This is a genomic window from Chryseobacterium gleum (assembly GCF_900636535.1).
Lineage (GTDB): Bacteria > Bacteroidota > Bacteroidia > Flavobacteriales > Weeksellaceae > Chryseobacterium > Chryseobacterium gleum.
The window spans coordinates 267,579-286,172 of record NZ_LR134289.1 but is presented as its reverse complement, the minus strand read 5'-3'; the positions used below and the strand labels follow the sequence as shown (position 1 = coordinate 286,172).

19 protein-coding genes and 1 riboswitch are annotated in these 18,594 nt (G+C 37.5%); of the genes, 14 read left to right on the top strand and 5 right to left on the bottom strand.

Annotation, left to right across the window (positions count from 1 at the left end):
* Positions 1 to 4: 4 nt before the first annotated feature.
* A complete protein-coding gene (locus EL165_RS01285) occupies positions 5 to 616 on the top strand; it encodes a response regulator (RefSeq protein WP_002980047.1) in 612 nt (203 codons plus the stop codon).
* Positions 617 to 743: 127 nt separating this feature from the next.
* On the opposite strand, the gene EL165_RS01280 is transcribed toward EL165_RS01285, so the two are convergent.
* Positions 744 to 1,589: a hypothetical protein gene (locus EL165_RS01280; protein WP_002980048.1), complete on the bottom strand. Its 846-nt coding sequence runs from the start codon at positions 1,587 to 1,589 to the stop codon at positions 744 to 746.
* Positions 1,590 to 1,825: 236 nt separating this feature from the next.
* Between EL165_RS01280 and EL165_RS01275 the strand changes: the two genes are divergently transcribed.
* From EL165_RS01275 to EL165_RS01235, 10 genes are all read left to right on the top strand, one after another.
* Positions 1,826 to 2,815: a helix-turn-helix domain-containing protein gene (locus EL165_RS01275; protein ID WP_164720323.1), complete on the top strand. Its 990-nt coding sequence runs from the start codon at positions 1,826 to 1,828 to the stop codon at positions 2,813 to 2,815.
* A 115-nt stretch (positions 2,816 to 2,930) separates the two neighbouring features.
* Positions 2,931 to 4,133, top strand: coding sequence for an MFS transporter (locus EL165_RS01270; protein WP_002980050.1), 1,203 nt, complete (start codon positions 2,931 to 2,933; stop codon positions 4,131 to 4,133).
* 200 nt (positions 4,134 to 4,333) lie between these two features.
* Positions 4,334 to 4,747 carry a hypothetical protein gene (locus EL165_RS01265; protein ID WP_002980051.1) on the top strand — a complete coding sequence of 138 codons (414 nt, stop codon included), beginning with the start codon at positions 4,334 to 4,336 and terminating at the stop codon, positions 4,745 to 4,747.
* A 330-nt stretch (positions 4,748 to 5,077) separates the two neighbouring features.
* On the top strand, positions 5,078 to 5,959 hold the full coding sequence (locus tag EL165_RS01260; protein WP_126358565.1) for a DUF6268 family outer membrane beta-barrel protein: 882 nt from the start codon (positions 5,078 to 5,080) through the stop codon (positions 5,957 to 5,959).
* A gap of 72 nt (positions 5,960 to 6,031) precedes the next feature.
* Complete coding sequence (locus EL165_RS01255) at positions 6,032 to 7,099, top strand: sensor histidine kinase (RefSeq protein WP_002980053.1); 1,068 nt, start codon at positions 6,032 to 6,034, stop codon at positions 7,097 to 7,099.
* A complete protein-coding gene (locus EL165_RS01250; protein WP_002980054.1) occupies positions 7,096 to 7,851 on the top strand; it encodes a LytR/AlgR family response regulator transcription factor in 756 nt (251 codons plus the stop codon). Before EL165_RS01255 ends, EL165_RS01250 begins: the two co-directional genes overlap by 4 nt.
* A gap of 58 nt (positions 7,852 to 7,909) precedes the next feature.
* Positions 7,910 to 8,365, top strand: a complete 456-nt coding sequence (locus EL165_RS26440; protein WP_002980055.1) for a PhzF family phenazine biosynthesis isomerase — start codon at positions 7,910 to 7,912, stop codon at positions 8,363 to 8,365.
* Positions 8,358 to 8,822 carry a PhzF family phenazine biosynthesis isomerase gene (locus EL165_RS26435; RefSeq protein WP_002980056.1) on the top strand — a complete coding sequence of 155 codons (465 nt, stop codon included), beginning with the start codon at positions 8,358 to 8,360 and terminating at the stop codon, positions 8,820 to 8,822. Before EL165_RS26440 ends, EL165_RS26435 begins: the two co-directional genes overlap by 8 nt.
* A 78-nt stretch (positions 8,823 to 8,900) precedes the next feature.
* The gene (locus EL165_RS01240; protein WP_002980057.1) at positions 8,901 to 9,242 is read left to right on the top strand and encodes a YciI family protein; all 342 of its coding nucleotides are present in this window, start codon (positions 8,901 to 8,903) and stop codon (positions 9,240 to 9,242) included.
* Between the two features lie 113 nt (positions 9,243 to 9,355).
* Positions 9,356 to 10,588, top strand: a complete 1,233-nt coding sequence (locus EL165_RS01235) for an RNA polymerase sigma factor (protein WP_002980058.1) — start codon at positions 9,356 to 9,358, stop codon at positions 10,586 to 10,588.
* A gap of 54 nt (positions 10,589 to 10,642) precedes the next feature.
* Here EL165_RS01235 and EL165_RS01230 read toward each other — a convergent pair whose 3' ends face one another.
* The gene (locus EL165_RS01230; protein WP_002980059.1) at positions 10,643 to 11,272 is read right to left on the bottom strand and encodes a DUF1062 domain-containing protein; all 630 of its coding nucleotides are present in this window, start codon (positions 11,270 to 11,272) and stop codon (positions 10,643 to 10,645) included.
* 491 nt (positions 11,273 to 11,763) lie between these two features.
* On the opposite strand from EL165_RS01230, the gene EL165_RS01225 reads away from it, so the two are divergent.
* Together EL165_RS01225 and EL165_RS01220 are read left to right on the top strand one after the other, a co-directional pair.
* Positions 11,764 to 13,179 (top strand): aldehyde dehydrogenase family protein, encoded by a 1,416-nt coding sequence (locus EL165_RS01225; protein WP_002980061.1) that lies wholly within the window; start codon positions 11,764 to 11,766, stop codon positions 13,177 to 13,179.
* Positions 13,180 to 13,289: 110 nt separating this feature from the next.
* Positions 13,290 to 14,087: a helix-turn-helix domain-containing protein gene (locus EL165_RS01220; protein WP_002980062.1), complete on the top strand. Its 798-nt coding sequence runs from the start codon at positions 13,290 to 13,292 to the stop codon at positions 14,085 to 14,087.
* A 114-nt stretch (positions 14,088 to 14,201) separates the two neighbouring features.
* On the opposite strand, the gene metE is transcribed toward EL165_RS01220, so the two are convergent.
* Positions 14,202 to 16,505, bottom strand: coding sequence for a 5-methyltetrahydropteroyltriglutamate--homocysteine S-methyltransferase (gene metE / locus EL165_RS01215; protein ID WP_002980063.1), 2,304 nt, complete (start codon positions 16,503 to 16,505; stop codon positions 14,202 to 14,204).
* 174 nt (positions 16,506 to 16,679) lie between these two features.
* Positions 16,680 to 16,865, bottom strand: a riboswitch (cobalamin riboswitch).
* A gap of 195 nt (positions 16,866 to 17,060) precedes the next feature.
* Here metE and EL165_RS01210 point away from each other — a divergent pair.
* The gene (locus tag EL165_RS01210; RefSeq protein ID WP_002980064.1) at positions 17,061 to 17,522 is read left to right on the top strand and encodes an Lrp/AsnC family transcriptional regulator; all 462 of its coding nucleotides are present in this window, start codon (positions 17,061 to 17,063) and stop codon (positions 17,520 to 17,522) included.
* Between the two features lie 76 nt (positions 17,523 to 17,598).
* Here the strand turns inward: EL165_RS01210 and EL165_RS01205 are convergent, their stop codons facing one another.
* Both EL165_RS01205 and EL165_RS01200 read right to left on the bottom strand, forming a co-directional pair.
* Positions 17,599 to 18,141, bottom strand: coding sequence for a hypothetical protein (locus EL165_RS01205; RefSeq protein ID WP_002980065.1), 543 nt, complete (start codon positions 18,139 to 18,141; stop codon positions 17,599 to 17,601).
* 74 nt (positions 18,142 to 18,215) lie between these two features.
* On the bottom strand, positions 18,216 to 18,593 hold the full coding sequence (locus EL165_RS01200) for a VOC family protein (protein WP_002980066.1): 378 nt from the start codon (positions 18,591 to 18,593) through the stop codon (positions 18,216 to 18,218).
* Position 18,594: the final 1 nt, after the last annotated feature.

Sequence of the window (18,594 nt, the reverse complement as noted above, 5' to 3'; positions counted from 1 at the left end):
CTCTATGAATGAAAGAATTTTAATCGCTGATGATCATTATGTAGTAAGAGCCGGAACCTCTTTGGTTCTTGAGACTGCATATCCGGGACTGAAAATAGATTTTGCAGAAAACTATGACCAGGTGAAAAAGAAGTTGGAAAATCAAAAGTATGATCTTCTCATTTTAGATATTGACATGCCGGGAACCCGGTATAAAAAAATGGTCCCTGAGCTTAAAAACATACAGAACGACCTTAAGATCCTTATCTTTTCAGGATATAACAAAGATGTAGCCATTCAGTATATCAGAGAAGGTGCTGAAGGATACCTGAATAAACAAAGCAGTGAAGAAGAAATTAAAAATGCTGTGAAAACAGTGATTGAAAAAGGCTATTTCTATCCCGCAGAGCTGATTGGCCTCATTATTCAAAACAAAAGAAATAATCCTGTAGAAAAGCTGTCATCCAGAGAATACGAAATCTTCAAACTCCTTGCAGATGGAAACGGGAATCTTGAAATCGCCAACAAGCTTAATATTCAGATGTCTACTGTAAGTACTTACAAAAAAAGAATTTTTCAAAAGCTTGATGTTACCAATATTGCAGAGCTGATCAAGGTATATGAAATGATGCATTAAAAAAGGGGGCGGAACCCTTATCATATTCCAGCCCCCGAAAAACACAAATCTCATTAGTTTTTAAGCTAATCTCTTTGATTTTGTATATTTTTCAATCATTGTATTTTTAGAATCATCAGACGGTTTATCAGTACAATCTCTGCACAGAAAGAAACAGTTCTCGTGTATTATCAGAAGTATTAGAATCTGTAGTTGTTGCATCACTGCTTCCGGTTGTAGATTTATTATCTACACGAAATGCATAATATACTCTGTACCATCTCGGTTCCGGTTCCTGTATTGTAATGTCAAATGTTACGGTTTCATTATGGGTCTGAGTAAGATAAACACCATCATCAAACTGCCGGTAAGCTCCTGGTGATAATTTAATATTTCCATTATCAGAGTCACCGGTGTGAGTAGACATTTCTGAAACCCAGATTTTCACATCTGATGTTCCTACATTATAAAGCCTTGGATTAAAAGTGGTAGCAGCTCCTGTACCTGCTGAACTGCTGTTAAATTGAGCGTCAAGTCTCAGGAAACCACCTAAAACAGGAAGATCAGTAAGATAAGTACTTGCTAATGTATTGGTTCCGGAAGTGCCTGCCGGAATACTTCCATGATAATAGATCAAATCTCCAATGGTAATATCATCATCTTGTCCTCCAAAAGCAAATTTCCAGGTAGTCCCGTTGAACATATAATAACCGGCTTTGTCAACTTTCGCTGTTTTTACAGAAGGAACTGTTACAGCCTGAGTTACATACACCAAAGCTCCGGTCTGAGCCGCCAGATAGACATTATCTTTAGCTCTTAACTGATCACCTGTCATCCTGGGAGCCATAACTCCATCAGCCGCAGTAGCCACATCTGGTTTTCCTTCTACCTGCAATGTTACTTTTGGAGAATCTGTATTAATACCAACCTGGGAATAGGCTGCAAGTGAAAAGCACATCATTATGCCGGAAAGAGTTAATTTTATTTTCTTCATTTTAGTATATTTGTTTAAAAATTATTGATTTATTAAAAAAGGAAAAAAACTTGCAGGTTAATTGATAGATCATCAATCAGCCATTAATGAGTTAGCTGGTGCAAAGTTATCTGCATTAAACAATCAATTTTTTGAATAATCAATGAAAAACCGGAAACGGCTCAACAAAACACAATACGTTGCAAATCAAATATTTAAACCAGTCATTTTCTGAAAACTGACTGTAATAAATGCTATTGAATGATTTAAAAAATTATCTCCTTCCACAAATGACCGCTACAAAAGATATAAAAATTGAACAATACAAAAGACAGCTGGTTTATTATTATAATATTCTGATGTCTGTTATTCTTGCCATATTTGGTTTGATATTTACTTTTATTATTCCGGATAAAATAATGGCCTGGTATCTTTTCGGAGGACTTTTTTTACTTGATTATACTTACCTGATTGTTCGTAAAACCTATTCGGTGAATGTAATGGTGCATTCGTATATCATTATTGCGACACTTTATAACTTTTACATTATGCTAGCTTTCTGGAACAATTCTATAGCGAGTTTTGTCTGGCTTATTCCTATTCCGCTGGCAGCCTATGTTTTTTTTCCAAGGAAGTATGTATTCATTTACAGTCTCTTTGTTTTGCTGAATATTGCGGCAGGATATCTTATATCAAAAAATTTCAGCTTTGACTTCCCTCAGCATAGTCAGGATGATGTAAGAATTACAGATACAATCCTGATGGTTTCCAATGTTGCTGTTATATCACTTCTACTCTTTTTTAAGGATAAAATAAAGCGTGTTGAAATTTATCATGAAATTGAAAGCAAGATTCATACTCCGGAAACTCAAACCACTCAGGCAGCAGAAAAAATTCCTTTTGCAGATGAGCTGTTTGAAAAAATAGAATCCGTCATGCAGGAAAAACAACTGTATAAAGATGTAAATTTTAATATTTCAAAGCTTTCTACAGTAATGGATATTAACAGCAGCTATATATCAAAATCAATACGTGCAAAAGGGTATCCCAATTTCAACAATTACCTGAATAGGTACAGGATTGAATGTGTAAAAAGACTTCTTCATGAAAATGATATTGAAAAAGTTACCCTGATGTATATTTACACCGAGGCAGGATTTTCCAACCAATCTACTTTCAACAGGGTATTCAAACAGATGGAAAACATTACTCCATCTGAATATATCAGCAATTTACAGGTGCACTGATTTGTTTCACCGATAAAACTCATTGAAACAATAATTTTTAATTCCGGAAAATAATCAGGAAATTTACAGGACTTAATTTTCTGTCTAATCCACTGCATTGTAATTGCAAACACTCATGAATTCATCTGAAAAAGCTCCTCAGGGCAGCCGGCGCCTCCGAAACATAAAACTTTGTATTTTCTTTTCAGGACTTTCGGTTTTTGCACAGCTATACCTCTTTCAGCCCATGCTTCCTATGGCAGCAGAACAGTTTGGCGTATCCGTAGGTGATACTTCCCTGCTTGTCTCTTCTTCTACAATAGGTATGGCATTGGGATTATTATTTTTTGCTTTCAAAGCTGACAGCTATTCGAGAAAAAGCCTGATGGTCTTTTCACTGGTTTCATCTGCCATGCTTACCATTATTTCTACCTGGATTCCTGCTTTAAGCCTTCTGATTGGTATCGGGGTGTTGAAAGGTTTTGTTGTTTCCGGAGTTTCCGCAGTGGCTTTGGCCTATCTTACAGAGGAGGTGAATGCTCTTGCAGTGCCTGCTGCCATTAGTATGTATCTCAGCGGCAATACGATCGGAGGAATGAGCGGAAGAATACTGGCCACTTTATTTGCCGGTGAATTCGGATGGCGTAATGCAGTGCTGCTTATCGGAATAGAAAGCCTTATTCTGGGTGTCATATTCTGGAAGCTGTTCCCGGAGTCAAGGTTTTTCAATCCTCAGAAAACGGATTATCACCTGAAGGTAAAACAGATGAAATTTTTCCTTACCAATCCTTATATGCTCCGTTTGTACTGTACAGCTGCATTGCTGATGGGAGTTTTTGTAAGTGCTTATAATTACCTTACATTCAGACTGGAAGCACAACCATTTTCATTAAGTCATTTTATGATTGCCTTTATCTTTCTGATGTATATTTTCGGAGTCTTCGGAACTATGATTGTCGGGCGTCTTTCCAGAAGGTTCCCAATGAATGATATCCTTAAAGGTTCTATCCTGTTTATGCTTACGGGAGCCGCATTACTATTATCAGAAAATATTTATATCCTTATCTTCGGGCTCGGCCTTTTTACTCTTTCATTTTTTGCGGCACATACTATGGCCAGCCAGATGACCGCTTTGTATGCCAAACGTGGAAAATCTTCAGCAACTTCTATTTACTGGCTTTTCTATTATTTTGGTTCAAGCATACTGGGGAGCGGTACCGGTTATATTCTTCATGCTTTTTCCTGGAATATTTTCATAGGTACCCTTATTCTGTCTGTTATCATTGCACTTCTTTTAACCACTGCCAATGTGAATCCAAGGGAAAAAACAAAAAGCTGATACCACACAGATACCACATTTGTTTTTTTTGATAAAACGCCATAATTCGCGTATTGGTGTACTATTTTAACAGATTATTAATTTTTTGTAGTAAAAATTTAACCTAATCTTGCGTAAAATAACCACTGCCAATGCAATGCCGGGCATACTATTTGATATTTATCAAAGAGCATATCACCACCTTAAAAAATCAAAATATTATGAACGTAGCAGATCTAAAAATCAAGAACTTAGTCGAGTACAAAAATCAGATTTATACGATCACTGAGATCTTTCAGAATGTCGACCAGGCTTATTTTGTTAAAATTGAAAATGATATTCAGAGTATTTCGGTCCCGGCCGCTTCCATCAAGCCTATCAGAATAACCGAAGAATGGCTAGAAAAGCTGGGATTTTCACGGACTGACAGTTCGGATCAGAGTATACGATATGAAAGACCGGAAGCATTTATAAAATATGATATCGACCTGAGCTCCAGAAAAATAATGGAAGGGTTGAAAATATACGGAAATGCCATCAAGTGTAAATATATCCATGAGTTTCAGAATATTTTCTCAAGCTTGTTTGGAAAAGAAACCGCTTTACATTATGGCTATCTGAAGACGGAATCATAGTTAAATAGTTCTTAGTTGAAGAAGACCACAATTTACATGGTAAATTGTGGTCTTCCTTTTTTAATTTCGCTAGCTTTAACGGTGTCAACGGTAAAATAAACGGGATTAAAAAGTTTGAGAATTTTTCACTTTAAATCAGAGTCCGGGGATTCTGGGATTTTTTTACCCTATTTTACGCGCTACTCCTCGAAATTCATCTCCTTCATACTGCAATTCATCCGTCATTTTCCTCAGTTAATCATTTAACGGTTTGATTAATAACAAATTAAACAAATATTAAAGTTTCTTTGTGCTCTCAAAAAAGGAAACATGAGAAAAAAATGGATAATAATGGCAGCCCTAACACAGGCAGCTCATACTTTCGCTCAGATAGAAGTCAGATCAGAATATCTGCCAGAGCAAAAATACATTAATGACAATCGCGAAAAGACAGATGGAAAAAGTTCTGTTTTTACAACAACACTTACAGCAACGATCCCGATAGGTGTAAAGCCTACCGCTTATCATCAGCCAAGGATATGGGCTGCCACTATGAATGCTTCCTATACGTCATTCAGTAATAGTGGAACTGCTGCGGAGGTGCTGCCAAAAGAAATAGCATCAGCAGATCTGGGTGTCCTTTACATGACTCCACTCCATGAAAAACTGATGTTAATCAGCGGCCTTTCTGCAGGTATATATTCTACCCACACTGATCTTAAGAAATTGGCAACAGATCAGATTGTTGTGAATATCCATTCTTCACTGATCTGGCAGGTGGGTCCCAAAATAAAAGTGGGAGCAGCTCTTATTGCCAATAATGCATTTGATAAACCTATGCTGATTCCCATGCCATATTTTCAGTATCACAACGAAAAAAAGCAAGGTATGGAATATCATGCTGAACTGAGTTATACACCTAAATTTTCTGTAGGATACCGCTTTAATGAAGCATTTGCTTTACGCATTGTCAATCGTCCGAAGTTTTTCTTTGCATTAACTGAAATTGATGGCCAGAAGAAATATTTTGATCATCATTACGTAAGTCTGGGCATAGAACCTGAGTATAAAATAAAAAAATGGACATTAAATGGTACATTTGGAGCTAACTTCGGACGTACCGACCGCTATAGAGACAGGCACCCCTCCCAATTCCTGAAGTGGGGAAATGCTACTTTTGATCCTTCATTTTACATTTCTGCCGGGATTAAATATAACTTTGCAGGAAAATAAACTAATTTTCCAATTTACATAAATGAAAATTCAACCGCATTATCAACTTTTATCATCAACCCAATATTGAATATGGACCTTGCTGAAATTTTCAGAGATCAGGAAACAAAGGCTAAAAAATATGTGATCATTCTCTATTATTTCATAGTCACCTCTATTTATACTGTTTACCAGATCTTTTTCTTCAACACCATTATGAAAAGCAGTATTCTGTCAAAAGTCAGCCTGTGGGATAATTTCCTGCTGCAGTTTGTTCTGATATACCCTATTGTTCTGGTGATGACCTTACTGGATTATTTGCTGATCAGACTTATCAATGAGCTTACTCCCATGCACACCAGTATGTACAGGCATGCTTCGTCATTATTTGTAAGTAATATTCTGCTGTGCATCCTTTTGTATTTTGCTTTCAACTTTATTGTTACTGAGATATTCGATTTAGGAATCAGGCAATCGCTTTCTTATAAATCAGGTCTTATTCTTAACATCACCGCCAATCTTCCCATTCTGCTGGTGCTTGATTTATTGTTTTATTTCCAGGCAGAGCGTAAAGCCATTAAAGCGTCTGAAAAGGCAAAACATGACATGCTGATGTACCAATATAATGCGCTAAGAGCTCAGGTAAACCCACATTTTCTTTTCAATTCTCTGAATGTATTGTCTTCTCTGATCTATGAAAATCAGGAACAGGCCAACAAATATACCAAAGCCCTGTCACAGGTATACAGACAAGTTCTTTCTGTAGGCAGAAAACCACTGAATACATTACAGGAAGAAATGCATTTCTTTCATCAGTATCTTTTTTTAATGGAAATCAGATTTGAAAACGGTTTTGATATTGAAATAGCTCCCCTGGAACAATGGGGGAATCGTAAACTGGTTGCCTTCAGTTTTCAGCTTCTTCTTGAAAATGCTTTCAAACACAATATAAGTTCAGCCGAAGATCCGTTGCGAATCTTTATTTCTGCCGATGAGAACGGAATATCTTTCAGAAACAGAATATCTTTGCGAAATGATATCACCAGAGGTGAAGGAATTGGCCTGTCTTTTCTGAATACTCAGTACAGCCGCTATCACAAAAAGCTGGAAATCATGAAAGAGCAAAATGAATTTATAGTCAAAATACCTTTTGTAGAATGAAAAAATACCTGATTATTGAGGATGAACGTCTTGCTTTTTCTGAACTGAAGAGAATGATGGATAAGCTCCGTCCGGATTATCTGCTGATGAAAAGAACCCAGAGCGTTCTGGAATCTGTTGAATTTCTTCAGGAACACAGCCCGGACTTTATTCTGATGGATATCAGCCTTTCGGACGGAAGCTGTTTTGAAATATTTAATCATATTAAACTGGATATTCCTATTATTTTTACAACGGCTTATGATGAATATGCAATACAGGCTTTCAAAGTAAATAGTATAGATTATCTGCTGAAACCTATTTCTGAAGAAGATCTGGAACAGGCTGTTATAAAACTTGAAGATCTGCATTTCGACAAAGTGCAAAAGGAAACAGGCATCCGGATGGTGGAATCTTTACTGATGAAAAAGATAAAAAACAGATTTCTTGTACATTCCCGTGATGGATATCTGTATATAGAGTCCGGAAATGTTGCTTATTTCTACAGTGAAGAAAAAGTGGTCATGCTTCATACCTTTGAGAATAAAAGGTATATTGTGAATTATACTCTGGATCAACTGGAAGAACAGCTTGGAGAAGACTTTTTCTTCAGGGTTTCCCGCAACTGTATTGCTAACATTAAATCAATTAAAGGCATAAAAAAAGCAGCCAACAGCAGATTAGATATTGAATTTGAACCTCCATGTCCCCATGAAGTGATTGTAAGCCGTGTAAGAGTCCAGAACTTTCTTCAATGGCTGAATGATGATTAAAATAAAGGATTTTTCTGCTGTTCATTCCGTATTTTTACAGTACACTTAATGATCCGCTATGCAAGAAGTTATTGTTTATCAAATCGATTCTTTTACCAAAGAAAAGTTCAAAGGAAATCCGGCTGGAGTTGTGTTAAATGCTGAGCATATGACGTCTGAAGAAATGCAGCTCATTGCCAGGGAACTAAATAATTCTGAAACGGCATTTGTTTTCAAACCTGCGTATCCCGCAGAAGATTTTGATTATCACATCCGGTATTTTACGCCTACTACAGAAGGGCCTTCCTGCGGACATGCCACAATTGCGGCCCTTTATGCAAAAGCACAGGAAGATCATCTGGATTCCTGTACCGTCAGAATACATACACAAATCGGCATATTACCGGTTTATATTGAAAGGAAAAACAATGATTATCTCATTACCATGACCCAGGGGAAATTTGAGCTGAGCCCTGCTTTTGATCCTTCAATGGCTCAAAAAAATTGTACTGGCACTGGGACTGACAATGGATGACCTTGACGAAAAATGTCCCGTACAAATTGCGTCAACAGGCCATTCAAAAGTAATGATAGGTATTAAAAGCCATATAATTTTAAATCATCTGGCTCCTGATCTTACTGCTTTGGCAAAACTTAGTAAGGAAATTGGCTGTAACGGATATTTTGTATTTACTTTTGATACCAATGAAAAAGAGATATTAACCAACGGAAGAATGTTTGCACCTGCCATCGGAATTACTGAAGATCCGGTTACAGGAAATGCGAACGGGCCACTTGGAGGCTATCTTATTCAGAACAAGATCGTAGAGACTTCTGATGACATTTTTGAATTTACCGGAAAACAGGGTGAATCCATCAACAGGGTTGGTAAAGTGAAAGTAAGTGTCACCATCAAAGATGGTAAGCCTGACTCAGTTAGTATTACCGGAAATGCAGTATGTGTTTTCAGAACAACCATGGATTTACATTAACTTTCATATTTCTAGTAAAAATTGTCCCCACAGGAGAATATCAGTCGTCATTAAGGTGAATCAAAAAAATTGAATACAATGAAAGAATTCTTATTAGTCTTTCGTGCAGACTACAAGTCCATGCCTAAGACATCACCGGAACAAACGCAGGCCAATACCCAGAAATGGATGAACTGGATCGCCGGAATCGCTGCTCAGAATAAACTGGCAGACAGAGGCAATCGTCTGGAAAGCACAGGAAAGGTTTTAAAGTCAGACGGCCTGATTTCTGATGGGCCTTATGCTGAGATTAAAGAATCAATTATGGGTTATACACTGATCAATGCAGAATCTGTAGAAGAAGCTACAGCGTTATGTAAGGAATGTCCTATCCTGCTATTGGGTGGAAGTGTAGAAATAAGAGAGATCAGCAAACTGTAGTATTATTTTACAAACTCAAAAGCGCAGGACATTGTTGCTTGATTTCATTTTCATTGCGTTTTTGAGTTTTCGAAACAAAATACACTTACCTTAGATATGCCTTTTTATGACTCATGGTAAATCCGAATGAAATAACACCGCATTTATTCAGGACCGAGTACAGCAAGATCGTTGCAGTGCTTTGCAGGAGCTTTGATATCAGACATATTGAAATTGCCGAAGATATTGCCGGCGAAACCTTTCTGAAAGCTTCAGAATATTGGGCACTGAACGGACTTCCCGATAATCCTTCAGCCTGGCTTTACACCGTGGCAAAGAATAAAGCAAAGGATTATTTCAAACACCTTTCCGTTGTTGAAAAAAACAAACAAGAAGAAATAAAAGCCGTTGAAAACAACTATCAGACAATCGATTTTGATACCAAAAATATTTCTGACAGTCAGCTGGAGATGATTTTTGCGGCCTGTAACCCTGTCAATTCCCAGGAAACCCAGATATGCCTGGCCCTTCAGATTCTTTGTGGCTTTAGTGTAGAAGAAATTGCCAATGCTTTTTTATCCAAACCGGAAACCATAAAAAAACGTCTGCAACGAGGCCGGGAAACACTCAGGACACATCATTTTACAATAGATTATTTAAATGAGCAGGATATTCATCAGCGTCTCGAAACGGTATTAACTACTTTATATTTATTGTTTAATGAAGGATATTTTTCAAGAAGCCATAATCTTTTAATTCGTAAAGACCTTTGTCTGGAAGCGATGAGACTCACGTTGATTCTCACAGACCATTCATTCACCAATACTCCAAAAGCCAACGCCTTGCTGGCTCTGATGTGTTTTCAAAGCTCAAGGCTCGACGCAAGGGTTAATGATAAAGGTGAAGCCATTCTTTTTGATGAACAGGACGAAACATTATGGGATAAAGCTTTAATAGACAAAGGAAATTATTACCTGATAGAGGCTTGCCAGAGCAATAACTCTTCTGTATCAAAATATCATCTCGAGGCTGGTATTGCTTATTGGCATACTTCATCGGCTGAAGATAAATGGCAGCAGATTTTAAACCTCTACAATCAGCTTGTTGTTATTGAATACTCGCCTGTTACCGCTTTAAACCAGACTTTTGCTTTTTCAAAAGTCTATGGAAATCAAAAGGCAATCATTGAAGCAGAAAAACTTAACCTTATCACCAGCGAATATTATCATGGATTGCTGGGTTATTTATATGCGGAACTCAATACCAATAAAGCTATTTATCATTATCAGGAAGCCATCCGTCTGACAAAATCAAACCCTGAAAAGCAGACCTTACAGAAACAGATTGATCTTTTATGTTCAAAATAAAAAGCCTCCTGATCAAGAATCAAGAGGCTTTCTATAATTATTTAACAGCTGCAGTTATTGAGAATAATTCTCTTTCACGATGAGATGAAGATTGATGAGTGCTTGTCTGTTGATTTGAACAACATCACCGTTTTTAATTTTATACTTCTTCTGCAGGAGTTTTTCATTACAATAAACTGCATTAATATCGAGTAATTGATTCAATTGGGAAGATGAAAGGCCTAAACATTTTCTTATAACTGTTGAAACCCTTACATTAAAATCAAAAGGATATTTCATTTGAAACGAAATCATTTCATTTTTCATATTTGTCAGGTCTTCAACAGAAAGATCATCACGGATAATTTCATATTCTACACTTTCCGGATCTGTTTCCACATTATTTTTTCTTATTGTTTCCAGTGAAAATGCATATGTCCAGGCTGTTTCCAAATGATTTTCTGAAAACTTATCAAACAGATCTTTACTGATAGATTCTGTCCTTATTCTTGAAAATACAGTTATATTGTAGGTGTTATTGCATTGTACACACCAGTAAATCAGCCATATATCAATATTCTTTTTCTGAGCATTCAGTCTGAATTTGTCACTGCATTGAAATCTGTCGCTGTTACAATGATTGCATTTCTTTTTTAGTAAGGGAGTATTCTTTGCTTTTACCTCCCATATATGTTTTGTACTCATTACTTATAGTTGTGCTTAATATTCTTTGTAGGATTTTTCCCATATTATTCACACACTGCAGTAAAGTTGAGATACATCTGATTTTACCCGAAACTTATTTAAGGTCGTTTGCTGTATATTTAGTCATTATTACAGACAAATACAGACACAGCTGCTTTTACAGGCATTGCAATAAATAATATGATGAAATGAGAACCTGTTCAGGTAGAGAATTACCCAAACGAAAGAACGATCAGCCTGTGGTTACTGAGACTGATACTAAGCGATAATAAGTTTAAGAGTTATTCTCAAAACAAATTGTTTACTTGGTTATGATAAAAGTAGTTAATTTTATTGAAGAACAGTGTGTTTTTACATGCAATTTCAGGCAGGGAAATTTGCACCATATTTTTAGGGTTAAAAAATGAGCCATACAACAAACAAAAATTGAACCTTACAACAAACCTGTCCTTTCTTTTTCTGACGAACTTTGGGGTATTAAAATCATCAAAATGAATCAGATTAATAAAATTTACATCAATGGCGAATTCGTTACGCCAAAAGGAACAGAAACTTTTGATCTTATAAGTCCGGTTACCAATCAAAAAACAGGCGAAGTAGTTCTCGGAAATGAGGAAGATACCCGAATGGCTGTCGCAGCCGCGAAAAAAGCTTTTAAAACATTTTCAAAAACAACAAAAGAGGAACGCATTGATTTTCTTAAAAAGCTGCATGAAGCGGTAAGTAAACGGGAAGACGAACTTGTTTCCGTCATGGTCAATGAATACGGAGGAACATTACAATTTTGCAGGATGAGCGTTCAGAATGCAATCTCTGCCTTTACAACTACGATCAAGACCTTAGAATCTTATGATTTCGAAAGAACAGCCGGACATTCTAAAGTACGTTTTGAATCCCTGGGTGTAGTAGGAATCATCACACCCTGGAATGCGAGCAACAGCTTTATCTGCAACAAACTGGCAACTGCCATTGCTGCCGGATGTACCGCCGTTATCAAGCCCAGTGAAATGAGTGCTGCACAAACCCAGCTGCTGACAGAATGCTTCCATGAAGCCGGTTTACCTGAAGGGGTATTCAACATCATTAACGGATTAGGAAACGTAGTCGGAGCAGAAATAACTCAGCATCCTGATATCGCTAAGATCTCCTTCACCGGATCTACCTTAACCGGAAAAGCGATTGCCAAAGGCGCTGTAGACACCATGAAAAGAGTGACTTTGGAACTGGGAGGAAAGTCTCCCAATATTATCCTTGAAGATGCGGATTTTGACAAAGCTATTCCTATGGCTGTTTTCGGAGCTTATATGAACAACGGGCAGGCATGTATTGCCCCTACCCGATTGCTTGTCCCTCAGAGCAGGCTGGATGAGGCAAATGAGCTGGCTAAAAAAGCTGCAGAACAGGTAAAAGTTGGAAAACCTGATGAAGAAGACACACTTGTAGGACCAATGGTAAGTGTCAGACAATTTGAACGCGTACAAAGTTATATCCGTGTGGGACAGGAAGAAGGTGCAACTCTGCTGGCAGGTGGTGAAGGTAAGCCGCAAGGTCTTGAAGACGGTAACTTTGTAAAGGCAACTATTTTTACCAACGTACACAACGATATGCGTATTGCTCAGGAAGAAATCTTTGGTCCTGTATTATCTATTATTCCTTATGCTGATGAAGAGGAAGCCATTGCTATTGCCAATGACACTACTTATGGTCTGGCAGCTTATATCAGCTCGTCTGATCAGGAGCATGCAGAACGTGTAGCAGCCCGGATTGACGCCGGAAGAATCTGTATCAATGGATTTTCACATGATCCTTATGCACCTTTCGGTGGTTTTAAGCAAAGCGGGATAGGACGTGAATATGGGGTATTCGGATTGGAAGCTTATCTGGAACCAAAGGCTGTTATTGTATAAAAAAATATATTCATCACAGTACAATGTTCCAGGAGCATTCTGCTGTGATGATGCTGAAAAGTTTTGTAAGTTTGAAAAAAAGAACTGATCAAGAAATAACACGCTGAGCCATGAGTGAACATAATATTCCTTTTCCAATAAACTATTCCTGTCATTTTTCAGAATTCAGGGAAGGAGAACAGTTTTCCCGGATTCACAGTCTGGGGCTTGTTCTTTCCGGAGAAATGGAACTGAATGATGGGATCACGAAAACGATATTCAAAGAAGGCGAACTTTATTCCGCAAGAAAAAACCGTTTGGTGAAGTTTGCAAAATATCCTCCAAAAGATGGCGAAATCAAAACTGTAACCCTCTATTTTGATGAAGCGCTCTTACGGGATTTCAGCCGCGAATATGGATATCAGGCGGAGAAAAAAGAAAATGTACCCGCCTATATAAAACCCAGTCAAAAGGCATTAGCTTCATTTATGTATTCATTGCTTGCCTATGAGGAATTACCTTCATCTGAAGAACTGCTGCGTCTCAAACAAAAGGAAGCATTACTTCTGATGCTGAATTACGACCCCGGTCTTAAAGATGTTTTATTTGATTTCTCAGAGCCTCATAAAATTGATATTGAATCTTTTATGAATAAAAATTTTCACTTCAATGTCAATGTAGAACGTTTCGCCTATTTAACAGGAAGAAGTTTATCTGCTTTTAAAAGAGATTTTCAGAAAATATTCGGTATTCCTCCAAGACAGTGGCTGCAGTACCGGAGATTAAAGGAAGCCCATTTTCTGCTAACCCAAAAGGGAAGATCAGTTTCTGAGATTTATCTGGATCTCGGATTTGAAAATTTGTCTCATTTCTCTTTTGCCTTTAAAAAGCAGTTTGGTTACCCTCCAAGTTCGTTACAGGCAAAATAGAATAAAAAATTGAGCAGGATATTACATTTAATCCAGGTTTTAACCCTTAAATATCAGATCGTGTCATGAAAATCATAACACGATCTGATTTGAATCTAATTATTGTAAAGTTTTTTAAAGTGCATATTCTACAGAAGCCTCTTTAGCAGCTGCTACCATTGCTATCAGAGCTTTTTCAGTTTCTTCCCAATGCCTTGTTTTAAGCCCGCAGTCCGGATTTACCCAAAGCTGGCCGGCAGGAATTACATTCTGGGCTTTTCTCAGCAGCTCAATCATTTCTTCTTTTGACGGAACCCTTGGTGAATGGATATCGTATACCCCAGGACCTATTTCATTCGGATATTTAAAGTCTGCAAAAGCGTTCAGAAGCTCCATCTGGGAACGGGAACATTCTATCGTAATCACATCTGCATCCATATCAGCAATATTTTCAATAATATCATTGAACTCAGAATAGCACATATGCGTATGGATCTGGGTAGCATCCTCTACTCCACCTGCTGAAATCCTGAAGGCTTCCACTGCCCATTTCAGATAGTTCTGCCAGTCGGTTTTTCTTAACGGAAGACCTTCTCTTATCGCAGGTTCATCAATCTGAATAATTCTGATCCCTGCTTTTTCCAGATCCACCACTTCATCACGGATCGCCAATGCAATCTGTTTACATGTTTCCGAACGTGGCTGATCATCGCGAACGAAAGACCACTGTAAAATCGTAACAGGACCTGTAAGCATTCCTTTTACCCATTTCCCAGTCTGGGATTGTGCATACTGAGACCAGTAAACCGTCATCGGAGTTGGGCGGGAAACGTCACCGAAGATTACAGGAGGCTTTACACAACGGCTTCCGTAACTCTGCACCCAGCCGTTTTTAGTAAATACAAAACCTTCCAGCTGTTCTCCGAAATACTCTACCATATCATTACGCTCAAATTCTCCGTGAACCAGCACATCAATCCCGATGTCTTCCTGCCAGCGGATTGTTCGCTGCGTTTCTTCTTTTAGTAATGCGTCATACTGTTCCGCTGTCAGTTCTCCTTTTTTGAATTTTGCTCTCCAGCTTCTGACTTCTGCAGTCTGCGGAAACGACCCGATAGTTGTTGTCGGGAATAAAGGAAGCTGCAATACTTTTTGCTGCTGTTCTTTACGGATTCTGAAGGGATTGATTCTTTGGGCGTCTTTTTCAGTAACTGCATTTGCCCTCTGCTTCACCTGATCATTATGGATAAGAGGAGAAGTTCTTCTGCTCTCAATTGCTTTTTTATTTTCTTCAAATGCTTCAGGAATCTGTTTACTTTCCGTTTCTGACGCCAGTTCTTTAAGCGTTACTATTTCCGTTACTTTCTGTTTGGCAAAAGCCAGCCAGTTTTTAATTTCAGGATTAAGACTGGTTTCAAAATCAAGATCACAAGGCGAATGCAGCAGTGAGCAGGATGGTGCAATTAAAATTCTTTCAGAACCTAATTGATTCACTGCTTTTTTTATCAGAGACAATGACTTTTCATAATCATTTTTCCAGATATTCCTTCCGTCAACCACTCCTAATGACAGGCTTAGGCTTTCAGGAATAACGTCCAGAATATCATCCAGTTGTTCAGGATTTCTTACGAGATCTATGTGCAACACATTCACAGGAAGTGAGACAGCCAGGGATGTATTATCTTTTAACCCTTCAAAATACGTGGCAATAATAAATTTCAGTTTTGGAAAACGTTTCCTTATTTCAGCATATACAAAATGATATGTTTCTTTTGCCTTCTCTGTTAAATCCAATGCCAAAAAGGGTTCATCAAACTGAATCCATTCTGCGCCCTGATCCTGAAGTTTGGTTAAAATCTCCGAGTATACGGAAAGAAGGTTTCCGGCCAGATCCAGCTTATCAAATCCTTCTTCTTTTTCTTTTCCTAACAACAGATAAGAAACGAGCCCGATAATCACCGGCTTGGCATTGATCCCTGCCTGCTTTGCTCCTGCAAATTCATTGAAAATTTTGTCTGAGCTTAGTTTAAACTGCTGGTTTTTATAAAATTCGGGAACAATATAATGGTAATTGGTATCGAACCATTTGGTCATTTCCATCGCTGTAATATCCAGTCCTTCTTTCTGATATCCTCTTGCCATGGCAAAATAAAGATCCAGCTCAGAATTATTCTTTTTAAGGACTATTTCGTGGTAACGTGACGGGATTGCGCCTACCACAAGGCTCATATCCAGAACCTGATCATAGTATGAGAAATCATTACACGGGATAAGATCTATCCCTGCTTCTTTCTGAATATTCCAGTTTTGATTGCAGATATTTCTGCCTGTATTCAGAAGTTCTTCCGGAAGGATTTTACCTGACCAATACTGCTCGCAGGCTTTTTTGAGTTCTCTTTTGCTACCAATACGCGGGTAGCCCAGAATGTGAGTTTGCATTTTTTAAACTTTTATATTAAAACTTGATGTAAAGTCTTTTTAAATGCTTCTTAATGCTTAACGAATAGAAATTTCAGGAAAAATGGCATAGCAGACACTACAGCTTCCCACAAGAGAAAATGTACTTGTCTGATATATCATCTGTATGACCTAAAAGCTTCAGACCGCGAAAGCAATGTCAATTCAGTAAAGGCAGGTCTCCTGACTTGTAACAGTTTCTGTCATCCTTCCCGCTTTTGGCAGTGGATATGCAAGGACAGAAACCTTTGGTGTGTTACTTACAGTTGCGCGACAGCTCGTGATTTGCACACGATTCCCTATTAATTTACGTTAAGTAAAACCTTTTCTGTTTGATGAAGTATCTCTAAAGAACTGTACTTTTACTTTCAACAACTGTCTTCTGTAAAAGTTTTTAATTTTGGGTAAAATTAATAATACAGAATAAAGTTTTAGCTAAAACAAAATAATTAAGCAAATAAAACTTTATAAGTTATAATTAAAAGCATATTATCCTGTATATTTGTTTGTTTTTATAATTTTAAAGAATAATATTCTGTGGAACAACTCGATGATAAGGATTTACAGCTGCTCAGGCTGCTCCAGAAAAATGCCAAACTGACCGTAAAAGAACTTGCTAAGGAAGTAAACCTCTCTGCTTCTCCGGTTTTTGAACGGGTAAAAAGGCTGGAACAGGAAGGCTTCGTTAAAAGATATGCTGCCGTTCTTGATGCAGAAAAGCTCAACCGTGGTTTTACCGTTTTCTGTCAGATCAAGCTGAAAATTCATGACAGATCAGTCGGCTATGATTTTGTAAAAGAAATCCTGGAAATAGAAGAAGTTGCCGAATGCTATAATATTTCGGGGGATTTTGATTTTCTTCTGAAGGTGCAGGTAAGAGATATGAAGCATTATCAGGATTTTGTATTCAATAAACTGGGCTCTGTAGATTCTATAGGAAGCACCCACAGCACTTTTGTGATGGCTGAAGTAAAAAACAACCATGGATTGACAATATAAACTTTATTAAAGTTCACATTACAAATAAAAATCCGTCAAATAATGACGGATTTTGTAATATTTTTTGTGGCTCATATTAATTCACTGCCGGATTGATAACTTCTGTTGTTAAACTTAATGATTTTAACAGGCTTTTACTGTCGAACTGCAATGTGACATAATGTTTACCTTTTTTGAAAACAAGTTTTGATCCTCCGGGGAATTCGCTTCCTGCTCCCATTTTCTGCGTCTTTGTACCATATTTACTGAACTTTGTTTTACAATCCTGCAATGTACTTTTGTTCATGATAAGACCAAAAGGAAGCCCTTCTACTACTACAGGTCTGTTGTCTGAAGTAACGAAAAACATTTCATTAACTGTATGATCCTTTCCTGGGCTGGTATACATTTCAAGCCCTGTCTTCATTGGCCATTTCACATATCTTTCTTCATTGGCATCTTCATAAAAAACTGGCTTTATATTCAATGCTTTTGAGATTTTATCGGTTGTCTGCGGGAAAATAAATTCTGAATTGCTGTCTAATAAAGAATTTAAAGCTGCTGTTTTCTGGGAAAATGCAGTTACACTTAATGCCAGAAAAAAGATGGTTACAATGAAGGTAAAAGGTGTCGTTTTCATAGTTTAATAAAAATGATTCGATGGCTAAAGGTATTAAAATTATACAATTCAGTATATACCTGCTATGAAGAAACTCAAATTTCCTGATGTTGCTGTAAATTAAAAACCGTTCCTGCCGGATCAGTAATCCAATGCATATTTTCAGGGAGCGACTCAATTTCATCACAGGTTTCCACTCCGTTTGACCGTAAATATTGTGTTGCTGCTTCTACATCAGGAACCGTAAGCTGTAACCAGGTTTCAGAGTGGGTGTAATTGTCTACACAGTCTAACCAGATCACATTATTCCCGAACTGTACTTCATGAGTCCTTGAAACGGTAGGATTACTAATCGGCTTTTCCTCTACTTCCAGTTTTAAAATATCTTTATAAAAAGCAACGGTTTTTTCATATTTACTTTTAGGAATTTTTATGGCGATATTAATTCCTGCCTGAAATTTTGGATTCATCATC